Source organism: Nostoc sp., assembly GCF_036917465.1.
Classification (GTDB): domain Bacteria; phylum Cyanobacteriota; class Cyanobacteriia; order Cyanobacteriales; family Nostocaceae; genus Nostoc.
The window spans coordinates 35,105-58,311 of record NZ_JBALDL010000094.1; the positions used below are offsets into that span (position 1 = coordinate 35,105).

The following is a 23,207-nucleotide window of genomic DNA, read 5'->3' on the forward strand; positions in this document are numbered from 1 at the left end:
TGGATTAGTTTTATGCACAGGAGGGAACGCTTGACAATCGAAGCTAATTGAATTTAAGCAGTCATTAATTCAAGCAAAATGATTGAATTTGAGCGTGGTTCAGCAAAATAGCATGGAACAAACCCATTATAAAAATTAAGCCAGTAATACTACTAATAAAAGCAACTACGATCTCATGCTTCCGTATAGCTTTTTGTATCTTAGCTTCTATGATGTGTTCTAATTCTTTGTATGACATTGAGTTTAATTTGGCAGAATTATGTGGAACTCACTTACAGAAGTTTGAGTATGTCTTATAGCGTTTCCCATCTATTTCGACGCTGTGAGAGGATCAAGTGCATTTGCGTCGTTTCAAAACAGCACCTGAAACACCAAAAGCCAATATCGCCAAGGTATAAGTTGATTCAGGAATTGCAAAAATGCTTACCTGATTAATGGCCAAGCCATATTGGGGAGCAGAACTGCTAAAAACGAGTCGTGAAATGTTTGCAGTGTCACTACGAATGCCCAAGAAAACTGCCGAATTATCTAATGCTAAGGACGAAATATTTGGAACTGAGAAAGTACCCAACAGGTTATTGGCGTTATCAAAAGCGGTGATAGAAGTTTCAACTTTCAATTTACTAGTGTCTATAGCTATTTGAGTCCCCGCACCAAAAACAGGCTGGGCAAAACTAATCGTCAAAGGCTCACCATTCCCCTGAGTACCAGGATCAGGAGTACCAGGAGGAAGAGGGCTAAAGCCTGTTGGATCTATACCTCCAAAGAGAATAAAATCTCCTTGAGCGAAGTTACTCCGAATCCCAGGGGAAGGTAAAGTTTGAAAAACAAACGGTGGAGTAACCTGAGGATTATTTGTTGGAGCTATATTTATATCTAACCCTAAACCACCTTGAGATGTTGCTGAGAAAGATTTAGGTAAAAAAACAGAAAAGTCGGGAGCCGAGGGATTGAAGACTTTACCTAAACTTCCCCAATTAACTAAATCATTGCCTCCTAAAACAGCGCGTTCAGTTACTAAAAATGTGGCTGCTTTAACTGGTAATGGGATAATCGTTATTATGGCTGTAATGATTGGTAAATATTTCAAAGATAATTTTTTGAATAATTCATTGATTGTAAATGCCACAAAGTTTACTCCTTAATTTTTTAGAAAATATCATCAAAATGGAAAAATTCAACACCCAAAATTAGGCAGTGTGCAAGGCAAACACACGAAATCTATGAAACCTTTGCTGGATAAGGATCTTGATGAAATAGCCTAAATTATCCAACGCCCAAACCCTTGATATTAAAGGATTATTATACTTTTGATACGTTTGCCCTGGTGTTTTAAGTCGAGAGAGTTGAAGCAACTAGTACGGCAAGGCGGAATTCAAAATTCAAAATTCAAAATGAATACAGGGTGAGCGTTCTATTGATTTGGAATGGGTGGTTTATTTACGCTGTGCTGTACTAGTATGTTCAATAGTTATGTTGCAACAAAAATTGGGTCTTTAATAGCTGTTATGCCAAATTATTATTTAAACATCAAGATTTGACTTTAAAATCAATCAAACTTAGAATACCCAAATTCTTAGAAAAGCCTAAAATCTTAAAAGATAAAGCCTGCTTTTATCGAACATGAATATTTTCAGTTTTTTAGTGAATTGATTTAGCATACCAAGTACTGAAGAACCAAACTTTTTGATGGCTACCCACTGCTGCCACAACAAATTGCAAAAAGCTTTAACTTGTCATGGAGTTGTGACTATTAGTAATTTTACACCAACTCAATACTCAGATTGGATGAAAGATTTTCAACGAAGGCGAATTGATTTCCTAAGAAAGACAACTTACCGTTAGAGGCGTTGTAGGAAAAGTCGCTACTGTTAGTACTACCAAAGCCTACTTTAGAAACTTGGATTACGTCGCTTTGACCAAAGTTATAATCTGTGATGGTGTCAAGACCATCATTAACACTGTTGAAAACAAACTTATCTCCACCAAAGCCACCTGTGAGAACATCGTTACCTTGTCCACCGATGATGGTGTCATTACCGAAGCCACCGGAGATAGTGTCATTACCAGCATTGCCGACTAATCGGTTATTTTGGCTATCGCCAGTAATGCTGTCACTTTCATTTGTACCGATGAGATTATCAAAGTTGATTACATTAAATGTTATTGTCCCAAGTTGGGGAACGTTATTGGCAGAGATTGTTTGCTCCTGTAAGTTAGCGGTGACAGATACACCACCAACAGATTGGGAGGAATCTATCGTGTTATTGGCAACGCTAGCATCAGCAATAACTGTTTCTACTTTAAAGACTGTGTCTGTACCAAATCCACCAGCTTTGGTAATTGTTCCTACACCGGAGAGGGTGATAGTTTTACCTAGTTTGCTGTAATCTGCTGTATCAAAGCCATCTCCGCCATCAATGCTGTCGTTACCCTTGCTGCCCTCAAAGGTGTCATCGCCTGTACCGCCTATCAATGTGTCGTTGCCATCTCCACCATCAATTAGGTCGTTGCCATCTCTACCATCAATTAGGTCGTTGCCAGCCAGACCAGATAATTGATTATTTTGACCGTTGCCTTTAATGCTGTCGTCGTTAATTGTGCCGATGACATTATCAAAATTGACTACATTAAATGTCAAGGTTCCCAGACCCGGAACGTTAAGGGCAGAGATCGTTTGAGCTTCCAGGTCAGCAATGGCAGATACCCCAGACAAAGATTGGGATGCATCTATGGTGTTGTTGCCAACACTAGCATCAGCAATTACCCTTTCTACTTGAAAGACTGTGTCTGTACCAAATCCGCCAGCTTTTTTAATTGTCCCTACTCCTGACAGGGTGATGCTTTTGCCTAAAATGCTGTAGTCTACGGTATCAAAGCCATCACCACCATCAATGCTGTCGTTACCTCGACTGGCCTTGAATGTATCATTCCCAGCTAGACCAGATAATTGATTGTTTTGACCGTCGCCTTTGATAATGTCATCGTTAATTGTGCCGATGACATTATCAAAGTTGACTACATTAAATGTCAAGGTTCCCAGACTCGGAACGTTAAGGGCAGAGATAGTTTGAGCTTCCAGGTCAGCAATGACAGATACCCCAGACAAAGATTGGGATGCATCTATGGTGTTGTTGCCAACACTAGCATCGGCAATTACCTTGTCTACCTTAAATAGAGTGTCTTGACCTAATCCACCAGCTTTGGTAACTGTTCCTACACCTGAAAGGGTGATGTTTTGACCTAGTTTGCCGTAGTCTACGGTATCAAAGTCATCACCGCCATCAATGCTGTCGTTACCTTGACCACCCTTGAAGGTGTCATTACCTGCACCACCTATCAACGTGTCATTGCCATCTCCACCATCAATACTGTCGTTACCACCTCTACCATCAATTAGGTCATTGCCAGCCAGACCAGATAATTGATTATTTTGACCGTCGCCTTTGATAATGTCATCGTTAATTGTGCCGATGACATTATCAAAGTTGACTACATTAAATGTCAAGGTTCCCAGACCCGGAACGTTGAGGGCAGAGATAGTTTGAGCTTCCAGGTCAGCAGTGGCAGATACCCCAGACAAAGATTGGGACGCATCTATGGTGTTGTTGGCAACACTAGCATCGGCAATTACCTTGTCTACCTTAAATAGAGCGTCTTGACCTAATCCACCAGCCTTGGTAACTGTTCCTACTCCTGAGAGGGTGATGGTTTTACCTAGTTTGCTATAGTCTGCGGTATCAAAGCCATCACCACCATCAATGCTATCGTTACCCTGACCACCCTTGAAGTTGTCATTACCTGCACCACCTATCAACGTGTCATTGCCATCTCCACCATCAATACTGTCATTACCACCTCTACCATCAATCAGGTCATTGCCAGCCAGACCAGATAATTGATTATCTTGACCGTCGCCCTTAATGCTGTCGTCGTTAATTGTGCCAATGACATTATCAAAATTGACTACATTAAATGTCAAGGTTCCCAGACCCGGAACGTTAAGGGCAGAGATCGTTTGGGCTTCTAGGTCAGCAACGGCAGATACCCCAGACAAAGATTGGGATGCATCTATGGTGTTGTTAGCAACAGTAGCATCAGCAATAACCGTTTCTACTTTTAAGACTTGATCGGTTCCAAATCCGCCAGCTTTTTTAATTGTTCCTACATCTGAGAGGGTAATGCTTTTACCCAGGTTACTGTAGTCTGCGGTATCAATGCCATCTCCGCCGTCAATGTTGTCGTCACCTCGACTGCCCTGAAATGTGTCATTGCCGCCATCACCAGCCAAGGTATCATTGCCCTCTCCACCATTGATTATGTCATTTCCAAGACCACCGGAGATATTGTCATTGCCTGCACGACCAAAAATTTGGTCATCACTATCAGTGCCTAACAAAAAATCATTGTTAGGAGTTCCAAAAATAGTGGACATAATATATACCTTTATCGTTTTACAGAATTTTACGGATCAAATCTCTTTGAACATTGTAATACTTGCATATTACAATGTTTTAACTTATAAAGTTCTGATGAAATTAGTTTAAACATAATTAATCCTGTTTTATATCTCTGGCAAAAGAAAAATACAGAAGGATTCCGGCTGATCAAAAATGTATTTTTGTGTAGGAAATATTGAGAAGCAATACAATTATAACTTATGCACTGTACAAAAGAAGGGTCTTGTGAATCAAGGTGAGTAGGTCGTTCCAGTCTTTGTGCTAATCACCCTTTATTGGTTGCGTAGATGTAGCCTAATTTAGACTTGGCCAAAGGTTATTGAAAAATCTAGCTATAGCAATCCTATTTGAGTTGTAAAAATTCTCGTTCGCATAGCGTGCCGGAGGCATACCGCCAAGCCGCCAAGAGAAGAAGGGAAGAAAGTTTACAAATTATTTACAACTGTTATATCAGTATTGAAAATCATAACCCTTTTCTGTCAATGCGTAAGTCCTATATACTTGACTTTGGTGAGCGATCGCTTGTCTCTGACACTTGCGTTCCCAAAGGATTACGCCAATGTCTTCTGGTACAGCGATCGCACCCAGCCCGAAATTGCTAAATTTTCAGCCTTCTCTTCTTTACATAATTTCGGAATACTACCGCAAATGCGCTGATACTTTATTTTCCCCTCTTCATAAATTCCGCAAAAACACCGTTACGCTATTTGTACTTGTGATCAAAACTTAGAGCATCCAGTTTATTAGGGCGTGTTTATGACCAACCCTGTAACGACGGTTATCCAAGTCAATCTGGAGATGGCTCTAGAGGTAGCTCAAGAATTGGAGCAAGCTCCATACACTGAACTCAGTGCTTATTGTTTGGAGATTTTACGGGAAATAGGATGTTCTGGTACTGAACTCCCTGTTAACTTACAAACTCGCGATCAGCAACTAAACTTTATCACAGGCTTTGCATCTTATGCATTTGGGGAGGTACAAAGTGTACAGAGCATTAATTGAAGATATCTTCTTTGAGCCAGAAGAGACAGAAGAAACTACTTTTCCCGCTACAGATAAAGATTTGTTGATTTTAACAGAAAAATTTTTAGCGTTTGAAATTCCTTCCAAGATTTTTTTACAGGCTATAGCCATTGCTGATTACGATGGTGCAGCTGCTTTTCGCTACGTTGATAATTATTTGATTACTCTCAAAAATAAGAATAAACGTAAGCAGAAGAAATTACTTGTGTTAGGTGCTTCGACTAAGTTTGACAATAATTGATGTGTTTCTTTACAAGCTCATTAACAACCAACCTGATTTAGATAAGATAATTTGCACTACCAATGTAGAGAGATTGCATTGCAACCTCTCTATACACATTTGTTCCACACCGACAATTAAGAATTACGAATTAACATTACTTTCTCGCAAGACAAACTTGTTCATAGCTTTTACCAGCTATATTCCAAGTGAATTCTGTTTCTACTAATTGTCTGCCGTTGTGAGACAATTCCAAACGGAGATGTGGGCGATCGAATAGTTGACTAATAGCGGTGATATACTCTTTCGGTTTATTTGCTCGTAATGCCCGTAATGGATGACTAGCAACATCTACAGTTAATCCTTCTAAGCCGCGATCGCTAGCTACTATTGGTACACCAGCGGCCATTGCTTCTAAAGTTTTATTTTTAATACCAAACCCAGTCCGCATAGGTACAACACAGATGGTAGATTTATGCAAATATTCAACCATCGAAGGCACACGCCCAATCACATTAACTCCTGGTTTGTTATCAAGTGCTAAAACTTCTTGTACCGGATGAGAACCAACAATATCGAAAGTTGTATCAGGATAAAGTCTTTGGATTTCTGGCAATACTTCGTTACTGAAAAAGCAGACAGCATCAATATTTGCCAAATTATCCATTGCACCAATGAAAATTAAGCGATGTCCACCCGGATCGGTGGTACGGTTGGGGAAAGAAACTAAATCTACGCCATTGGGAATAACAGTAATTTCACTATTGGGGTTAAAATTTTTTAGTTGAATTTTATCTTCTTCTGTTGTTGCTACAATTGCCGAAAATTTAGCACAGTAATTTTGCTCATAACGACGCAAAAGTGGTAGATTAATTTTGTCTCTTAGAGAATTTTCTGAAATGCCTGTTGTTAGTTGGTTCCGACAGGTAGCGTAAACAGAACTGTGAACATTCACTATGGTTTTTAGCTGTTTCTGAAAATGCGATTGGATATAAATTTCATTGACGCTATGTTCGCAGGTGATTACATCGCATTTCCCCGCTTCCACCCAGTTATCAATCCATGTTTGCATCTCAACGGAGTAACGATTAAGTACGCTGGGCGGTGTCCCCTGTTGCAAAAATCTCCCAAATCGCTGTATTTTCTGCAATATTCCGGTGTTTCTCGAATCTGGCGGGCGTTCAAAAATAGCTAGATGATCTACACAATCGCGTAATCCTGCTACTTCTGCATCCGTCACATCGCCCTCGCGTTGAGTTACGAGGGAAACACTATGGCGTTGACTCAGGTATTTAAGTAAATTAAATGTCCTGACTTGGGTTCCCCCGCGCGTTGGTGGGTAAGGAAAGGTGGAAGAGAGCATTAAAATGTTCATATAGATGATAAATCAAATGTGATACATACACCATGACCTCATTGAAGGCTGTATGTCATCATTTGATTTATGCAAAAGTCTATCTATTACCCCCTCCCTGCCTCCTTAAAGCATAATCAAACCCAGCCTGACACCCACAGCAACAGCCTCGGTGCGGCTGGAGACACTGAGCTTTTGAAAAATGGATGAGAGATGAAATTTGACGGTATGCTCAGAAATGTGCAAGCGTTTAGCGATCGCTTTATTCCCCAATCCAGAACCAAGCATTCCTAAAACCTCTATCTCTCGTGGTGTCAAGCTTTGTACAGGATTCGTCACCACTTTTTCCCGGATAGACAGTAATTCTACAGCATCCGGGTGCAGCACTACTAAACCAAAAGCGATCGCCTCCACAGCCGCGACAATTTCTAACTCAGTGCTAGTACTGGGCAATATCCCCCGGATACCAGAACGTAATGCCGTCTCTAAATCGATACTGTCGAGTTCTTCAACAATGGCGATTGTTCCTAATGGGTATTGCTTTTCTTGAATCAGCAGCAATTTTTCCCACACCGATTGTTGAAGATTGCTACTCAAATCTACCAGCACTACATCTGGTGATAATTGCTCAATTTCCCTTACCAATACATCCAAATCGGATGCACTCCCCACAACCGTCAGCCGAGGATTGGTAGTCACCACAGCTGATAACCCTGCCCGCACTACAGGAGAAGTGGCAACTACCATCACTCGGATCATGTCGCCTCCACAGCAGTTTTTCCAGAATGCACCTCAACATAAATCACGAATTGCTGCTTACCGCGTAAGAGTTGTAGCGGCACAGATCCTTGACTGTCATTGAGATATTTGCTTAAATCATTCACACTAGTGAATAATCGCCCCGCAACTCCAATTAAAATATCGCCAACTTGCACACCAGCAGTTTCCGCCGCACTGCCAGGTAAAATTGATAATACTAGTAAACCCAAGCTACGCCTACTTAAAAGTACGGGTTGTAGTGTAACTCCTAGTTGCGGACGATTATTTATCTGTAAAAAACGCTCAACAGTTTTGCTGGGAACTGCTACAGCTAAACCATTAACAATCATAGTGTTAATTCCCACGACTCGACCGAGACAGTCGGCAAGCGGCCCCCCAGAATTTCCAGGATACAATTGCAAATCAGCCATTACAGCCTGCGAATTATTTCCATAGATAATTCCAGTTGTCACAGCACCAGTTTCAGCAAAAGGATTACCCACCGCCAAAACTAATTCACCAACTCGCAACGCTTCCGAATTGCCAATGGTTGCAGCAGTTAAATCAGTGGCGACAATTTTCAGGGCTGCTAAATCCTGCTGTGGATCGAATTGTGTTCGCACCGCATCAAATACCCTTCCGTCTGCCAATTCCACAGTTGCACGGTTGCTAGTTGCGACATGGGCATTAGTAATAATTAGTCCGTCAGGTTGCCAAATTACGCCAGAACCAACTCCCAGAGAGCCGCTTTTCACTTTCACAGTGTATAGGCGGAGTTTAGCAGCTACCTCTGTCAATTCAGCAGTGATGTTAGTTAATGTTGTGTTTCCCATGTTATACAATTTTCCCGCATGTCAAAGTAGAATTAGTGGGCTGACAATAGTTTTTAGTCGGGTTGGGATAATTGAGAATGCTGCAAGATATTAGTCAACCCAACTTTGGAAAGCAAATTCTGACAGTTTCAAGTTCAGAAGCTCAACGTTTGAGCAAAAAAGGCGAAGTTCCGAGTTCAGAAGCTCAACATCCGAGTAAAAAGGGCGAAGTTCCGAGTTCAGAAGCTCAACGTTCGAGCAAAAAGGTCGAAATTCCGAGTTCAGAAGCTCAACGTTCGAGTAAAAAAGTCGAAGTTCCGAGTTCAGAAGCTCAACGTTCGAGTAAAAAAGTCGAAGTTCCGAGTTCAGAAGCTCAACGTTTGAGCAAAAAGGTCGAAGTTCCGAGTTCAGAAGCTCAAATGAATAGAAAATTTAGATAAATCTGACAGAGCTAGTAAAATCCATTCTAAATGGAGATTATTCCTCCTTAGTAGGTCTTTCGCCAACTGCGATCGCTAACTCAATTAACACTCCACCTCGGACAACTTGGAGATTGACAGCTTTACCAATGCGATCGCTATTATTAAGCAGCGCTAGCACATCACCTGTATCGCCCACAGTTACACCATCGAACGTTACCAAAACATCACCAAGCAGCACACCTGCATTCTCAGCAGCCCCGGAAGGCTCAACATTAACGACAATTACCCCAGTTGCAGAAGTTAAATTGAGAGAAGTTTTTAAGTTATTTGGTAAGCGTACAGGTTGCATTCCCACACCCAAGTAACCTTTTGAAATGCGTCCTTTTGCCACTAATTCGTCAACCACGCGATCGACTGTATCAGTAGGAATTGTCAGAGTAACGCCACGCCGCCCCGATGTATTCATCCCCACCACAAAACCAGCAGCATCTACCAGAGGCCCGCCAGCAAAACCAGAGTAAAGGGTGATATCTGGGCGGATAAATTGGTCAATATTTCCGCCACTCATACTTCGCCAAGCACCGCTAACCACGCTGACTACACCCATCGCCGCCCTTAAATCACCTTCGCTACCTCTTGCCAATCCTAATACCAGATGACCGACTTTGAGCGTTTTGGCATCGCCAATTTTTGCCACAGGTGTTTCTACATTTTCTACTTTAAAAACAGCAATATCAGTGCTAGAGTCATGACCAATGAGTGTTACTGGTGCAGTGCTACCATTTGATAGAGTAACAGTGATGTCGTCGTAGCGCTGGATGGACTCATCAGAGGTAACAATGATGCCATTCCGCCAGTGAATGCCACTTGGAGAAACACGAGTACCCGCATTGACTGCAACTACAGCACTCCCAGCTTGTTCTACGGTGTCAGCTAAACTGTTAGATAAAGCCAGTAATGAAGACATAAGATTTTTCTGCTAACGTTCTTAGATGTTCATATCGTCCCGTTTTCTACACACAGATGCCATCGGAAAAATGGGGAGAATCCATCCTAGAAAAATGGCTAGGGTTTATATAGCAATCCTGAATCAAACGCACACAAACAACAGGAACGAGATCCCCGACTTCTTTAAGAAGTCGGGGATCTGCGGATTGCAACAATCGCAAATGAAATGACAGATAAACAAATGCACAACCAATCAGGAGAAATCAACTCGCTCACTCCATCTAGAGAATTACCTCTATATGGCAAGAGAATTTTAGTTACAGCACCGATAAATTATGCTTATAGGTTATCTGAACAAATCATTAAACAAGGTGGTTTCCCTGTTTTCATGCCTACTGTAGAAACTTGCTATTTATCCAACTACACTAAGTTAGATATTGCTCTAAGCCAGATAGCCGATTTTGATTGGATTCTCTTCACAAGTAGAAATGGCATCACTGCATTTTTTCACCGGATGAATGATTTAGAGATTCCTGTATCTGTAGTGCAGAAATGTCAATTATGTGCTTTAGGAAAAGACGCAGAAAGCTTATTGTCTTTTTGTGGCAAGGTTGATTTAATTCCAACAGAATCTAGCCCAGCCGGGATTGTGGCGGAATTAGCGAAACTTCCGCAAATTCACAATAAAAAAGTGCTGATCCCGGCTCCAGAAGTTATTGGTTTGCCTGAGCCTGATATCATACCCAATTTGATTAGAGATTTGCAGAAATTAGGCATAGAAGTAATTTGCGTACCCACATATACCACGCAGGGCTTAGATAAAAGTATCTACAGTAGTGAATTAAACTTGATGCGTCAAGGAATAATCGATGTCATTGCTTTTAGTAGCACAGCAGAAGTAGAAAGCTTTTTGACAATGGTCAACTCGCAAAGCGATTATGAGCGTTGTATTATTGCATGTTTTGGCCCTTATACAACTGTTAATGCGCGGAAGTTGGGTATGAATGTCTCCATCGTGTCCAGGGATTATAGTTCATTTGAGGGATTTGGTGAAGCGATCGCAGAATTTTTTACTCTCACTTCCAATTCCCACTAAGCGCTTCAGGATGTAGAGCAATCAACCACATTTAACTCTAGACTCGCAGCACATAAACCCGTAGGATCAACAATGTAGTTCACATTTAACTAGGGATTGTTACATGGCAACTTATAAAGTCACACTAAAGACTCCAGATGAAGAAAAAACAATTGAAGTTTCTGATGATGATTACATTCTAGAGATTGCTAACGAAGATAATGAGATGGACTTGCCTTACTCCTGTAATGCTGGTTCTTGCTCAACCTGCGCTGGTAAGCTGATTTCAGGTACAGTTGACCAATCGGATCAAAACTTCTTAGACGACGATCAAATAGATGCGGGATGGGTTCTTACCTGTGTTGCCAAGCCCACTTCTGACTGTGTAATCCAAACCCATCAAGAAGATGAGCTTAACGGTTAACTAAGAAAAGAGCAAGTTTTTTAGGGTGCATTAGAACGAATGTTCTAATGCACCTAAAATCTAAGATCATGTCATACTCTCGGCGATAACACACTCTAGAAGATTTAAAACTTTGCACTTTCCTAAGAAAGCTGTATGAGCTAAGTAATTCATACTAAAAAGCGCTCTCCAAAAGGGAGCGCTTTTTATTTCGTTTAATAAATAGCTAGCAGATATGAGGAAATTAGCCAGATGAGGCTAGATTAACTTTGACAACTTTGTTCTTTTCTTTTTCAGCTTTGGGTAGCGTCAGCTTCAAGATCCCATCTTTATAAAAGGTTCGGTAAATTCGAGAGAAAAGACTTGTAATCTATAAAGATATTATTAGATACAAACAAGAATTACAAGTTGTGAAACTAATATAGTGGTTCTGGATTGAGTGAGATACACCCGTAGGGGTACAGCACTGCTGTGTCCTTACACTTTGCGATTAATGTTGTACTGCATCTGAATGGGAACCGCTATATTAATAGGACTTACGCAAAATTGTCTCAAAAACCTGATTTGTCGTAGCGGTAATTCATGAATTACCGCTACTTCAGAACTTTTTTGCGTAAGTCTTGATTAATGAGAATGAATTAGATTTATCAATGAAACTAGGTAGATTGATTATGTTATTTAGAGTATTTTTTTAATCAATAATATTAATCAACCCAGTTGTATTTTATTACTTTCATAGAGATAATAAAAGACGATTAACAAAACCCTCAGAAAAGATATGTCAAGCAGTTGGATTTACCTCATAGCCGCAATCATTTTTGAGGTTTCAGGCACAACTTGTATGAAGTTATCACAAGGATTTACTAAATTAGTGCCTTCAGTTTTAATATTTGTTTTCTATGGACTTTGTTTTAGTTGTTTGACTCTTGCTCTCAAGAGAATCGAAGTAAGCGTGGCTTATTCCGTCTGGGCTGGATTGGGGACTGTCTTAATTGCGCTCATTGGTATTATTTGGTTTCGTGAATCTGCCACAATTATCAAACTTTTGTCAATCGCCTTAATAGTTGCAGGGGTAATTGGCATAAATGCAAGTAATGAGTAATGAGTAAATACGCATTACTTATTACTCATTACTTCAAAATTAAAAACAGTTGGAGTCGGGGATCTGGACACGGTGAATTTTGGTTATATAATCTCTGGCTAATCAAAATTAATTAAATCCAGTAGAACGACGATAAAGTAACCAGATAAATAGCGGTGAACCCAGCAATGCGGTGACAGAACCTACAGGTAGTTCAACTGCTCCTAATCTAGAGAGTAAATCTGCAAAAGTCAGTAACCATGCACCTGCAAGGGCAGAAAGTGGTAAAACAAAGCGATGATCTGTACCAACTATGAGGCGGACACCGTGAGGGACAACAAGACCAACAAATCCAATCAAGCCACTAATGCTGACTGCACCTGCGGCTAAGAGAGTGGCGACACCACCAATTAACAGGCGCGATCGCGTCAACGAAACCCCTAAACCCACAGCCAAATCATCGCCCAAAGCCAGCACATTTACCGATCGCGCCAGTAAGCATCCCCCGATTAATGCAACGATGATATACGGGCCAGCCGTCGAAATTTCTTGCCAACCCCGTCCATTCAGGCTACCAACCAACCAACTAAGCGCAATTTGAATTTGGCCGTCTTCAGCTAAAAGCAGCAATGTACTTTGTACAGCACCAAATAAAGAACTCACCGCCACCCCGCCTAAAATCAACCGCTCAACCGAAATTCCTGACCCCGCGCGACCGAGTAAAATAACGATCGCAGAAGTCAGAATTGCTCCCATCCACGCTGCTAGAGGAATTGCGATCGGGAATATTTGCCAGACAATCATTACAATCACAATTAATCCAGCACCCGCAGAAATGCCCAAAATAAATGGATCAGCAAGACTATTGCGTAACATCCCTTGCAGTAATGCTCCTGACATTCCCAAAGCCGCGCCGACGATCAGAGCAGCCGTAATGCGCGGTAGACGTAAATCCCAGAGAATTGTCTGTTTAACCGGATCGCCTTTGTGGAGTATGGCTTGCCAAAATTCTGACATACTTAAGGGTACTGCTCCTTGAGAAAGCGATAGCACTAGCGTTAGCACCAGTGCCACACTAAGGAGTAAAACAGCCCAAATTACCCGGTGTTCAGTAAAAATTGTCTTAAATGGTTTAGCCAAATTCCGGTCTGGTATTTTCATTAACTGTAATCTGTCTCAAACAAAGCTGCATTTACATATATAGCGGTTCTCAATTGCATCGAATATAGACCTAACCCCCAGCCCCTTCCCTGCAAGGGAAGGGGAGTAAGATTCAAAGCCTCTCCCCTTGTAGGGGAGAGGTTTGGAGAGAGGTCAAAATGTATTGCATTCAAAAGAGAAGCGCTATAGTTTCTCTTCGATGATCATCAAGCCAGAAAGGTGAAAGTTGAGCCTCAGAAGGTGAACGTTGAGCTTCAGAAGGTGAACGTTGAGCTTCAGAAGGTGAACGTTGAGCTTCAGAAGGTGAACGTTGAGCTTCAGAAGGTGGAAGTTGAGCCTCAGAAGGTGAACATTGAGCCTCAGAAGGTGGAAGTTGAGCCTCAAAAGGTGAAAGTTGACCTTCAAAAGGTGGAAGTTGAGCCTCAAAAGGTGAAAGTTGACCTTCTGAGGCTGAATCTTTAAATTTTAACTTTTCATTCCCAATGCCCAATTCCCTAAGTTAGTTCTAGCCCTCCTTGATAACCAGTAACGATACGTCCACCATCTTTAAGGATGTGAACTTCTATCTGATCGCTAGCCCAAGTAATTTGGTCTTGGAAAGCCGGATTTAAGACACGAACCCGTTGATTACTAGAAGAAACTGGAGAGTTAGGAGAATTAATTGCCAGAGATTCTACAAAAGGGCCGTCAATTAGGATATCAAGTTGTTCTAACAATTCTTGAGAACCTGGTGGTGCAGATTGAGACTGTAGTTGCTTGAGAGTGAACCCAGAAAAAGACATTACATTTAACCCAGCAGCTTTTACCTTACGCGCTAAAGAAGCCAATGCAGTTGCTTGCCAAAAGGGTTCTCCACCAGAAAATGTGACACCTGTATTATGGGGATTGCTGAGAATATTTTCGGCAAGAGTATCAACAGCAATCAATTGGTTAGCCTCAAATGACCAGGAGTTAGTATTAAAGCAGCCGGGACACTCACGAAGACAACCTTGTACCCAGACAACTGCACGACAACCAGGGCCATTAACTTCTGATTGATCGACGTAACCCATAATGTTGAGATAGCCAGGGGGAATATCCATGAGTGCTAGCGATGGGTCAGGTGGCTTAATTTCCATCTCTTTAACTCCTTTTAGCCATTGCCTGTTAACCGTCAACTATAGCGAATCGACCGTTAGATAACTGTGACAAATGACAAAAGACTAATGATTAATCTCTGAAAAACTTGATGGGATTTTGAAAAGTCCGCTTTAACTGACTAGACTAAAGTTAGTTGCCTAGCTAGTATTGATCCTCCTATAGATAAAATCGATGACTCAAGAAACTTCTAGAATTTGTATCCTTGGTGGAGGCTTTGGTGGTCTTTACACAGCCTTGCGCTTAAGCCAGTTACCTTGGGAATCTACGCAAAAGCCCGAAATTGTTTTAGTAGATCAAAGCGATCGCTTCCTATTCTCCCCTTTACTTTACGAATTACTCACTGGCGAACTGCAAACCTGGGAAATTGCCCCACCATTTGAAGAACTTTTACAAGGGACTGGGGTACGTTTTTATCAAGGTGTCGTCTCTGGAATTGACATCGACCAGCAATGGGTAAATATACATGAAGGGCCACAAATCCCTTACGATCGCTTAGTACTGGCGCTAGGAGGAGAGACACCGCTAGATTTAGTCCCCGGTGCGGCAGCCTACGGCTACCCATTCCGCACCATCTCTGATGTCTATCGTTTAGAAGAACGCCTCCGATTTTTAGAAGAATCCGATGCTGATAAAATTCGGGTGGCAATTATTGGCGCTGGTTACAGTGGTGTAGAGTTAGCTTGTAAGTTAGCCGACAGACTCGGTGAAAGAGGACGCTTTCGGATCGTTGAAATCGCCGATCAAATTTTGCGAACTTCCCCAGAGTTTAATCGGGAAGCAGCAAAAAAAGCAATAGAAGCCCGTGGTATATTTATTGATTTAGAAACTAAAGTTGAGTCAATAGAGCAAAATAGCATCTCTCTAGAGTACAAAAACCAGTTAGACAAGATTCCCGTAGATTTGGTAATTTGGACTGTGGGAAATAGGGTTGCGCCCGTAGTCAAATCTCTTCCCCTCAAGCAAAATCAGCGTGGTCAAATCATCACTACATCCAATCTGCAAGTTATCGATCATCCAGAAATCTTTGCTTTAGGAGATTTAGCAGACTGTCATGATATTGAAGGGCAGCAAGTCCCCGCCACAGCACAAGCGGCTTTTCAACAAGCTGATTATACTGCTTGGAATATCTGGGCAAATATCACTAATCGTCCCCTCCTTCCCTTCCACTACCAACAGTTAGGAGAAATGATGGCATTGGGTAAAGACAACGCCACCCTTACTGGTTTGGGAATTAAACTAGATGGGCCATTGGCATCCGTTGCCCGTCGGATGGCTTATTTATATAGATTGCCAACTTTAGACCATCAACTCAAAGTTGGTTTTAATTGGCTAGTGCGTCCCATCATAGAAACGCTATCTCGATAACTTAATTAAAATTGGGCATTGGGCATGGGGATATGAGGGAGACATAATTAACGCTCTTTTATTACTTTGAAAAAATAAAATATTTGTAGGTTGGGTTGAACAAGGTGAAACCCAACAGAAGCAGCGATTATTGGCGTTGGGTTGGGTTTCGTTCCTCAACCCAACCCAATACTTCTCGGTTAGCGCAATTAGTCGTTGGAGATCCCCCCAACCCCCCTTCAAAAGGGGGGCTTTTAACCCTCTTTTACCCCCTTTTTAAGGGGGTCGCCGTAGGCGGGGGGATCTGAATCTAGGACGACTCAACCCTTATCCGAGAAGTATTGCAACCCAACATACCCATAGATTTATAGAAAATAGTGACAACAAAGGTTTCTGATTTTTATCTCGTGAGAGTCATAGAAGAGCGTTAATAACTAATGACAAATGACAAATGAAAAATTCAAAATCTTCAAACTTTGATGGAACAACCAAAAGTTATTTTTTTAGATGCTGTGGGTACACTCTTTGGTGTTAAAGGCAGTGTGGGTAAAGTTTATAGTCAGATAGCTGAGGAATTTGGTGTTACGGTTCCAGCCGAAACATTGAATACAGCCTTCATCAAAAGCTTTAAAGCAGCACCGCCGCCGATATTTCTAGATGCAGAACTGCAAGATATTCCCCAGCGCGAGTTTGATTGGTGGCGGATAATTGCCCTCAACACTTTTGAAAGTGCAGGTGTTCTTAAAGAATTTTCTGACTTTTCGGCTTTTTTTAGCGAACTTTACATCCACTTTGGTACTGGCGAACCGTGGTTTGTCTATCCTGATGTTTTACCAGCTTTAATTAACTGGCGAAGGTTAGGGGTTACTTTGGGGGTGCTGTCCAATTTTGATTCGCGGATTTATTCTGTATTGCAAAGTTTGGGATTAAGAGAGTTTTTTACCTCCGTCACTATTTCTACCCAGGTACGTGCAGCTAAACCCGATCCGCAAATTTTTGCTATTGCCTTAGATAAACATAAATGTTCCCCAGAGGCAGCATGGCATATTGGCGATAGCATTGTAGAAGATTACCACGCAGCCAAAGCAGCTGGACTCAGAGGTGTTTGGATCAATCGAGAGAATTGAGGGAGAACACTTGTCTGTCAGTCATTTTAACTTTCAGCTTGGCCGACAAATTTTCAGTTGGATTAAAGGTGAAGGATTAGCTAATGATTCTTGATTGCGCTGTTCTCGCCATTTTGCTAGCCGCAACATAGTATCTATATTATGGAGACAATAAATCTCTCTTAGAGGATGTTTTAAAAGTCGTCTGATGAGTAGCAAAACGTTTTAGATCCCCCTAAATCCCCCTTAAAAAGGGGGACTTTTAGAAACTTTGCCCTCCTTAAGAAGGGGGTTGGGGGATCAACAAGTGCCTAAAATTACAGTTAAGGTGATTTCCAGAATAAAAATTACCACACAACATCATTCCAACGTAGAGGGAAAGGGCTATTCACTCTCCTAATCGGTAAAATTATTTTGAGAAATCACCTAACCACTTTTAAAACATCCTCTAAGAGCGATCGCCTAATACAAAATAAGATCGATGGTGAAGAGTTAAAATTTGAAACATCCACCTCAGATACTCGTTAATCCCAATTCCCAATTCCCAATTCCCAATTCCCCAATTCCCAATGCCCAATGCTGCCCAAACACTCGTATGATCAACATATCAGGAAAACATAACAGCCAGATTTTTACCGCAAAACATGGGCAGCATTTGGGAAATCGATTTTTACTCTCGTCCGATTTTGGACGATAATCAGAAAAAAATTTGGGAAGTCTTAGTCTGCGAAAGCCCCTTGGATATCAGCACAAAACCAGATTCTTTGTTTCGCTATGCTCAATATTGTCCCAGTACCCAGGTAAATTCGGGCTGGTTGCGGACAGCATTGCAGGAGGCTATTGACAAAGCTGGAAAAGCACCAATTAAAATCCGCTTTTTCCGCCGCCAAATGAACAACATGATTACTAAAGCCTGCCAAGATATAGGCATTCCCGCCCAGCCTAGCCGCCGCACTTTGGTTCTTAATCAATGGTTAGAACAGCGTATGGAAGAAGTGTATCCTGAAGAACCAGGATATCAAGGGGGGACTAATCCCTCAGTTCGCTTGGAGAAACCTTTGCCGCAACGTTTACCAGATGCTTTGGAAGGGCAACAGTGGGTATTTGTTACTTTAGATGCTGCGGATTTTGCTGATATGCCAGAGTGGGAAATTGGTTTTAGTGAAGCTTTCCCTTTAGAGTTGGCGAAAGTTTCACCCGAAGCCCGGATTCCTGGTATTTTGATTTTCTCATCGAGAGCGTTACCCTTGGCTGGCTGGATGTCTGGTTTGGAGTTGGCTTTTTTGAGATTTGACACCAGTGAAGAGGCAAGATTGCTTTTAGAAACCGGTGTAGTTGAAAGCTGGATTGTGGCGAATATCAAAAAACCTCAACTCTTAGCAGAGGCTAAAGGTTTTGAGGAAGCCAAGCAAAAAGCTAACGGAGTGCATTTTATTGGTGTCCAGTCCGATCCCAAAGCACAATCTTTTGCTGGTTTTTGGCTGTTACAAGAGGTTAATCTTTGAAATTGGGAATTGGGAATTGGGAATTGGGCATGGGGCATGGGGCATGGGGAATGACAAATGACGAGATCCGTTGAGACATGACAATGATTTGGGATAATTAACTGCGTCCATCAATGTTGATTTGCGGTTTCAAATCGTAACTGTAAGGAAATGCTGATGATTTTTGGATTGTCTGCGTCCATTAGCAGAAAGCCCGATCGCAGGCTTTTAGCGATCGCACTTTCTCGTAACGTGCGTTGATATGCGGTTCAAAATCCACCATTCACTAAGGGTCATGGGTTCTGAAATTTTGTCACAAGATACACTAGCCGAACAGTTGCTGGAACTAGCTATAAAATCTGGAGCAGAAGCTGCTGAAGTGTATCAGTCGCGATCGCTTTCTCGTCCAGTGTTTTTTGAGGCAAACCGACTCAAACAGCTAGAAACTAACCAGTCTGAAGGTACAGCACTCAGGCTTTGGCGAAATGGTCGTCCGGGACTGACGGTGGCTTACGGTTCTGTCTTAGCCGAAGTGATGGTGGAAAAAGCTCTGGCATTAAGTCAACTGAATGAACCGGAAACTGTAGAATTAGGCTCTAACTTTCAGCCCTCTTACCCAGATTTAGGGGAAAGTGTGCCGATAGAGATTTTGGTAGATTGGGGCAAAGAAGCGATCGCACTCATCCGTGATGCCTATCCTGATGTTGTGTGCAATGGTGACTGGGAATGTGATATTGAAACTACCAGAATAGTCAATACTAAAGGTTTAGATTGTCACTATACTGATACTACGCTCAACTGCTATATATCAGCAGAATGGGTACGTGGCGATGATTTTTTAAGTGTTGCTGATGGTCAAACCAAGCGGGGGGAACTCCACCCTGAGAGATTAGCTAACCAAATTTTACAACGGTTAATTTGGGCTAAAGAAAATGTCTCACCCCCTACTGGTCGTGTCCCAATTTTGTTCACTTCTAAAGCCGCCGATATGCTTTGGGGTACTGTGCAAGCCGCTTTGAATGGCAAGCGAGTCTTAGAAGTAGCTTCACCTTGGACAGAACGTTTAGGTAAAGCAGTAGTTGCACCCAGTCTCACCCTCTACCAAGATCCAGAAGCTGGCCCTTACAGTTGCCCTTTTGATGATGAAGGTACTCCGACTCAATCTTTAGTATTTATCCAAAACGGGACTTTACAGAATTTTTATGGCGATCGCACCACCGGTCGTCAACTCGGTACTGACACTACTGGAAATGGTTTTCGCCCTGGTTTGGGTAGCTATCCTACTCCTGGTTTATTTAATTTTCTGATCCAGCCAGGTTCAACATCGTTACCAGATTTAATTCAACAACTTGATGATGGCTTGATTGTCGATCAAATGCTGGGTGATGGCGGCAGTATTTCTGGAGATTTTTCAATCAACGTTGATTTAGGCTACCGCGTCCAAAATGGTCATGTAATTGGGCGCGTTAAGGATACTATGGTTGCAGGTAATGTTTACACAGCCCTTAAGCAATTGGTTACACTGGGCAACGATGGTGATTGGAATGGTTCTTGTTATACTCCATCTCTAATAGTAGAAGGGCTATCCACCACAGGGAGAAGCAATTAAAGAAGGCACGGAGCAGGTACTACATCCTACACAAAGTTTCAACAAGTAATCTTGGTGCTTAAGTCCTAACCATACCCAATAACATAATTCGATAACACAATATCTTGGATATTATGTGGCATCTATCCATCCTTCAACACTTTCGACAACTGCTGCGGCCACAACGTCGTTTAGCCATCTTTGAAGCTTGTCTAATTGGCTTAGTTTCGGCTCTTGGAGCAGTCTTACTGAAGTCGGGGGTAGGCTGGCTAGGTGCATGGCGAGTGCAGACATCATTACTACTACCAGCTTGGTTTGTGCTACCTGGTATCGGCCTCACCTGCGGATTACTCGCCGGATGGTTGGTGGAGCGTGTAGCACCAGAAACTTCTGGAAGCGGCATTCCTCAAGTTAAGGCAGTGCTGGCCAATGTACCAATTGCTCTAGATTTACGGGTTGCTTTGGTTAAGCTAGTAGGCGGGATTCTGGCATTGGGTTCTGGGCTAGCTTTAGGGCGAGAAGGCCCAACAGTTCAGTTGAGTGCAGCCCTAGCATCTCAACTCAGTCGCTGGTTTCCGACTTCACCAGATCACCGCCGCCAGTTGATTGCTGCCGGCGCAGGAGCCGGATTAGCCGCCGCTTTCAATACGCCGATCGCAGGTGTATTATTTGTAGTAGAAGAACTTCTACAGGATTCTCTGGCTTTACTCTAGGGACTGCAATTCTCGCTTCGTTTATTGGTGCAGTCGTCTCGCGTGTATTAGGTGGCCGCAGTCTGGATCTCAATCTGGCATTAACTGCTTCCAAGACCAACTTTTTTGTTCAAGATATTCCTTTCTATTTGGTGTTGGGGATTTTGGCTGGGTTGTTGGGAGCGCTGTTTAATCGAGGCATTATCAGCAGCTTAACTGTTTACCGCCGCTCTCTGCGTTTTGGATTACCTGCTCGTGTGGGACTCGCTGGGCTAGTATCTGGGATGATTGTGGCGATGTTACCGCTAGCATTTCGAGATAACACGGGACTACGAGAAATTTTGATTACGGGTGAGGCTAGCTGGTCAATAGCTGCGATCGCCTTTATCTCCCAGTTTATCCTAACCTTGGTAGCTTATGGCTCTGGTGTACCAGGAGGATTATTCGCTCCCGCTTTAACTCTGGGGGCTGCCCTTGGCTACTTGGTCGGTATCGGAGAACACAGCCTGCTGCTTCCTCTGGGGATAGAGAGTGGATTGCCAATTACCTTTGCTTTGGCAGGAATGGGCGCATTTTTTACGGCAGTCGCCAGAGTCCCAATTACGGGGATAATAATTGTGTTTGAAATGACTACAGATTTCAACCTAGTGTTGCCCTTAATGATTGGCTCTGTAACATCCTATCTAGTTGCCGAAAAGCTAGTGCCAGGATCGCTATACGATAAACTTTTGGAGTGGAATGGCATCACGCTCCAAAAAGAATCTCCTACAGAGGGGATAATCACAAAGTTAACAGCCAAAGATGTGATGCAACAACAGGTAGAAACTCTGGATGCAGAGATGCCTTTGGATGAAGCAATGCAAGCTTTTGCCCGTTCCCATCATCGCGGCTTCCCCGTTGTAGAAGATAGCAAGCTGGTGGGGATTGTCACGCAATCAGATTTGTTGAAAATTCGCGATCGCAATTTAGCCAATGATATTTGTTTAAAAGAAATAATGACACCTGTCCCGATGACAGTGACACCAATCCACACTCTGGGCAATGTGCTGTATTTACTAGATCGCTATCAAATCAGTCGCTTACCAGTGGTAGATGGACGGAAACTGATCGGAATTATTACCCGTGGAGATATTATTCGCGCAGAAGCAGATCATCTTAATTGTAAGAATGGCACTCCTGGAGTGCGGCCACAACCTTCTTATGTCGTTTACCAAACGCGATCGCCTAGCACTGGTAGCGGTAGATTATTAGTCCCAGTAGCTAATCCCGAAACCGCAGGTATTTTATTACTTATGGCAGCAGCTATTGCCCGCGATCGCCATTATGAAATAGATTGCGTGCAAGTGATGCTCATACCCCGCCACACTTCCCCGTCGGAAACAGAGGTAAGAACGGCAAAAAGTCGCCGCTTGCTACGACAGGCGGAAGTTTTAGCAAAAAAGTGGAAAATTCCTTTACACACACAGATTCGAGTTACTCACGATGTTGCTCAGGCAATTTTGGAGACAATCAAGGAACAACATATCGATCTAATCTTAATGGGATGGAAAGGTAACACATCTACCCCTGGTCGGATTTTTGGCAGCGTTGTAGACACCGTAATTCGCCAAGCCACCTGTGAAGTTGTATTAGTAAAATTAGGCAAACCCCCCCAATCCCCAGTCCCCAGTCCCCACTACCCAATCCCTACTCCCCAGTTCAATCGCTGGCTAGTTCCAATGGCTGGTGGCCCCAATTCCCCGTTAGCGATTAAGTTGTTACCTGCTTTAATTACATTGGGAAACAATCCGCAAATTCGTTTAACACAGGTGTTTAATCCGTCTGAACTCAAGCCGGATATGTCAATTTCAGAACAAGCTATTCGCCACTTGATGCGGCGGCGAAAATTATCCAGTACTGTAGTTGCGCTCCCAGTGCAAGCTGATTCAGTCGCTGAAGGTGTGATTAACCTAGTGAAAACCGAAGGTTACGATGTTGTAGTTTTAGGAGCTTCCCGCGAAGGATTATTGCAGCAGGCGATTCAAGGTAATATTCCAGAAGCGATCGCTTCTGGTGTAGAAAGTACAGTAATTTTAGTTAGGGGTGCAATTAACAATTAAACTCAACTTAGGAGTTTTCAGGCAAGATTATTCTCT

The 23,207-nt window shown here is 42.5% G+C and carries 20 protein-coding genes and 2 pseudogenes; 12 read left to right on the forward strand and 10 right to left on the reverse strand.

What is annotated here, in order from left to right; translation table 11 throughout:
* Window positions 1-331 precede the first annotated feature (331 nt).
* Both V7K38_RS25520 and V7K38_RS25525 read right to left on the reverse strand, forming a co-directional pair.
* Complete coding sequence (locus V7K38_RS25520) at window positions 332-1,129, reverse strand: hypothetical protein (RefSeq protein WP_334861878.1); 798 nt, start codon at window positions 1,127-1,129, stop codon at window positions 332-334.
* 633 nt (window positions 1,130-1,762) lie between these two features.
* Complete coding sequence (locus V7K38_RS25525; protein WP_334861880.1) at window positions 1,763-4,435, reverse strand: beta strand repeat-containing protein; 2,673 nt, start codon at window positions 4,433-4,435, stop codon at window positions 1,763-1,765.
* A 372-nt stretch (window positions 4,436-4,807) separates the two neighbouring features.
* Between V7K38_RS25525 and V7K38_RS25530 the strand changes: the two genes are divergently transcribed.
* The 3 genes from V7K38_RS25530 (at window position 4,808) to V7K38_RS25540 (ending at window position 5,724) form a co-directional block, all read left to right on the forward strand.
* Window positions 4,808-5,062 carry a hypothetical protein gene (locus V7K38_RS25530; RefSeq protein ID WP_334861882.1) on the forward strand — a complete coding sequence of 85 codons (255 nt, stop codon included), beginning with the start codon at window positions 4,808-4,810 and terminating at the stop codon, window positions 5,060-5,062.
* A 154-nt stretch (window positions 5,063-5,216) separates the two neighbouring features.
* Window positions 5,217-5,462, forward strand: a complete 246-nt coding sequence (locus tag V7K38_RS25535) for a hypothetical protein (protein ID WP_334861884.1) — start codon at window positions 5,217-5,219, stop codon at window positions 5,460-5,462.
* Window positions 5,443-5,724 (forward strand): hypothetical protein, encoded by a 282-nt coding sequence (locus V7K38_RS25540; protein WP_334861886.1) that lies wholly within the window; start codon window positions 5,443-5,445, stop codon window positions 5,722-5,724. The genes V7K38_RS25535 and V7K38_RS25540 overlap by 20 nt, the downstream gene beginning before the upstream one ends.
* 136 nt (window positions 5,725-5,860) lie before the next feature.
* Here the strand turns inward: V7K38_RS25540 and V7K38_RS25545 are convergent, their stop codons facing one another.
* The 3 genes from V7K38_RS25545 to V7K38_RS25555 form a co-directional block, all read right to left on the reverse strand.
* The gene (locus V7K38_RS25545) at window positions 5,861-7,078 is read right to left on the reverse strand and encodes a glycosyltransferase family 4 protein (RefSeq protein ID WP_334861888.1); all 1,218 of its coding nucleotides are present in this window, start codon (window positions 7,076-7,078) and stop codon (window positions 5,861-5,863) included.
* Window positions 7,079-7,183: 105 nt separating this feature from the next.
* Entirely contained in the window at window positions 7,184-7,816 is a 633-nt protein-coding gene (locus V7K38_RS25550) for a response regulator transcription factor (RefSeq protein ID WP_334861890.1), read from the reverse strand.
* Window positions 7,813-8,649: a S1C family serine protease gene (locus V7K38_RS25555; protein WP_334861892.1), complete on the reverse strand. Its 837-nt coding sequence runs from the start codon at window positions 8,647-8,649 to the stop codon at window positions 7,813-7,815. Before V7K38_RS25555 ends, V7K38_RS25550 begins: the two co-directional genes overlap by 4 nt.
* A gap of 77 nt (window positions 8,650-8,726) precedes the next feature.
* Between V7K38_RS25555 and V7K38_RS25560 the strand changes: the two genes are divergently transcribed.
* A complete protein-coding gene (locus tag V7K38_RS25560) occupies window positions 8,727-9,068 on the forward strand; it encodes a hypothetical protein (RefSeq protein ID WP_334861894.1) in 342 nt (113 codons plus the stop codon).
* Window positions 9,069-9,105: 37 nt separating this feature from the next.
* Here V7K38_RS25560 and V7K38_RS25565 read toward each other — a convergent pair whose 3' ends face one another.
* Complete coding sequence (locus tag V7K38_RS25565; RefSeq protein ID WP_334861896.1) at window positions 9,106-10,017, reverse strand: S1C family serine protease; 912 nt, start codon at window positions 10,015-10,017, stop codon at window positions 9,106-9,108.
* A 207-nt stretch (window positions 10,018-10,224) separates the two neighbouring features.
* Between V7K38_RS25565 and V7K38_RS25570 the strand changes: the two genes are divergently transcribed.
* Window positions 10,225-11,094 carry a uroporphyrinogen-III synthase gene (locus tag V7K38_RS25570; protein WP_334861898.1) on the forward strand — a complete coding sequence of 290 codons (870 nt, stop codon included), beginning with the start codon at window positions 10,225-10,227 and terminating at the stop codon, window positions 11,092-11,094.
* Between the two features lie 103 nt (window positions 11,095-11,197).
* Window positions 11,198-11,497 (forward strand): 2Fe-2S iron-sulfur cluster-binding protein, encoded by a 300-nt coding sequence (locus V7K38_RS25575; RefSeq protein WP_334861900.1) that lies wholly within the window; start codon window positions 11,198-11,200, stop codon window positions 11,495-11,497.
* A 223-nt stretch (window positions 11,498-11,720) separates the two neighbouring features.
* On the opposite strand, the pseudogene V7K38_RS25580 reads toward V7K38_RS25575, so the two are convergent.
* Window positions 11,721-11,810 (reverse strand): annotated as a pseudogene (locus V7K38_RS25580) (Hsp20/alpha crystallin family protein); the annotation flags it as partial.
* A 444-nt stretch (window positions 11,811-12,254) separates the two neighbouring features.
* Between V7K38_RS25580 and V7K38_RS25585 the strand changes: the two are divergent.
* Complete coding sequence (locus V7K38_RS25585) at window positions 12,255-12,578, forward strand: DMT family transporter (RefSeq protein WP_334861902.1); 324 nt, start codon at window positions 12,255-12,257, stop codon at window positions 12,576-12,578.
* A gap of 108 nt (window positions 12,579-12,686) precedes the next feature.
* Here the strand turns inward: V7K38_RS25585 and V7K38_RS25590 are convergent, their stop codons facing one another.
* From V7K38_RS25590 to V7K38_RS25600, 3 genes are all read right to left on the reverse strand, one after another.
* Complete coding sequence (locus V7K38_RS25590; protein ID WP_334861904.1) at window positions 12,687-13,718, reverse strand: FecCD family ABC transporter permease; 1,032 nt, start codon at window positions 13,716-13,718, stop codon at window positions 12,687-12,689.
* 169 nt (window positions 13,719-13,887) lie between these two features.
* Window positions 13,888-14,208, reverse strand: coding sequence for a hypothetical protein (locus V7K38_RS25595; protein ID WP_334861906.1), 321 nt, complete (start codon window positions 14,206-14,208; stop codon window positions 13,888-13,890).
* A 4-nt stretch (window positions 14,209-14,212) separates the two neighbouring features.
* Window positions 14,213-14,836: a 4Fe-4S single cluster domain-containing protein gene (locus tag V7K38_RS25600; protein ID WP_334861908.1), complete on the reverse strand. Its 624-nt coding sequence runs from the start codon at window positions 14,834-14,836 to the stop codon at window positions 14,213-14,215.
* 193 nt (window positions 14,837-15,029) lie between these two features.
* On the opposite strand from V7K38_RS25600, the gene V7K38_RS25605 reads away from it, so the two are divergent.
* From V7K38_RS25605 to V7K38_RS25625, 5 genes and pseudogenes are all read left to right on the forward strand, one after another.
* The gene (locus V7K38_RS25605; RefSeq protein WP_334861910.1) at window positions 15,030-16,223 is read left to right on the forward strand and encodes an NAD(P)/FAD-dependent oxidoreductase; all 1,194 of its coding nucleotides are present in this window, start codon (window positions 15,030-15,032) and stop codon (window positions 16,221-16,223) included.
* 458 nt (window positions 16,224-16,681) lie between these two features.
* On the forward strand, window positions 16,682-17,329 hold the full coding sequence (locus V7K38_RS25610; RefSeq protein ID WP_334861912.1) for an HAD-IA family hydrolase: 648 nt from the start codon (window positions 16,682-16,684) through the stop codon (window positions 17,327-17,329).
* A gap of 623 nt (window positions 17,330-17,952) precedes the next feature.
* Window positions 17,953-18,813, forward strand: coding sequence for a Tab2/Atab2 family RNA-binding protein (locus tag V7K38_RS25615; protein ID WP_334861914.1), 861 nt, complete (start codon window positions 17,953-17,955; stop codon window positions 18,811-18,813).
* Window positions 18,814-19,087: 274 nt separating this feature from the next.
* Entirely contained in the window at window positions 19,088-20,401 is a 1,314-nt protein-coding gene (locus tag V7K38_RS25620; protein ID WP_334861917.1) for a TldD/PmbA family protein, read from the forward strand.
* A gap of 113 nt (window positions 20,402-20,514) precedes the next feature.
* Window positions 20,515-23,171: pseudogene (locus V7K38_RS25625) on the forward strand (chloride channel protein).
* Window positions 23,172-23,207: the final 36 nt, after the last annotated feature.

Bases quoted from the DNA above. Each gene is read 5' to 3' on its own strand.
- V7K38_RS25605 (WP_334861910.1), top strand. From the start codon at position 15,030: ATGACTCAAGAAACTTCTAGAATTTGTATCCTTGGTGGAGGCTTTGGT.
- V7K38_RS25610 (WP_334861912.1), top strand. From the start codon at position 16,682: ATGGAACAACCAAAAGTTATTTTTTTAGATGCTGTGGGTACACTCTTT.
- V7K38_RS25560 (WP_334861894.1), top strand. From the start codon at position 8,727: ATGCTGCAAGATATTAGTCAACCCAACTTTGGAAAGCAAATTCTGACA.
- V7K38_RS25565 (WP_334861896.1), bottom strand. From the start codon at position 10,017: ATGTCTTCATTACTGGCTTTATCTAACAGTTTAGCTGACACCGTAGAA.
- V7K38_RS25585 (WP_334861902.1), top strand. From the start codon at position 12,255: ATGTCAAGCAGTTGGATTTACCTCATAGCCGCAATCATTTTTGAGGTT.
- V7K38_RS25620 (WP_334861917.1), top strand. From the start codon at position 19,088: ATGGGTTCTGAAATTTTGTCACAAGATACACTAGCCGAACAGTTGCTG.
- V7K38_RS25590 (WP_334861904.1), bottom strand. From the start codon at position 13,718: ATGAAAATACCAGACCGGAATTTGGCTAAACCATTTAAGACAATTTTT.
- V7K38_RS25575 (WP_334861900.1), top strand. From the start codon at position 11,198: ATGGCAACTTATAAAGTCACACTAAAGACTCCAGATGAAGAAAAAACA.
- V7K38_RS25535 (WP_334861884.1), top strand. From the start codon at position 5,217: ATGACCAACCCTGTAACGACGGTTATCCAAGTCAATCTGGAGATGGCT.
- V7K38_RS25525 (WP_334861880.1), bottom strand. From the start codon at position 4,435: ATGTCCACTATTTTTGGAACTCCTAACAATGATTTTTTGTTAGGCACT.
- V7K38_RS25615 (WP_334861914.1), top strand. From the start codon at position 17,953: ATGGGCAGCATTTGGGAAATCGATTTTTACTCTCGTCCGATTTTGGAC.
- V7K38_RS25570 (WP_334861898.1), top strand. From the start codon at position 10,225: ATGACAGATAAACAAATGCACAACCAATCAGGAGAAATCAACTCGCTC.
- V7K38_RS25545 (WP_334861888.1), bottom strand. From the start codon at position 7,078: ATGAACATTTTAATGCTCTCTTCCACCTTTCCTTACCCACCAACGCGC.
- V7K38_RS25600 (WP_334861908.1), bottom strand. From the start codon at position 14,836: ATGGAAATTAAGCCACCTGACCCATCGCTAGCACTCATGGATATTCCC.
- V7K38_RS25550 (WP_334861890.1), bottom strand. From the start codon at position 7,816: ATGATCCGAGTGATGGTAGTTGCCACTTCTCCTGTAGTGCGGGCAGGG.
- V7K38_RS25555 (WP_334861892.1), bottom strand. From the start codon at position 8,649: ATGGGAAACACAACATTAACTAACATCACTGCTGAATTGACAGAGGTA.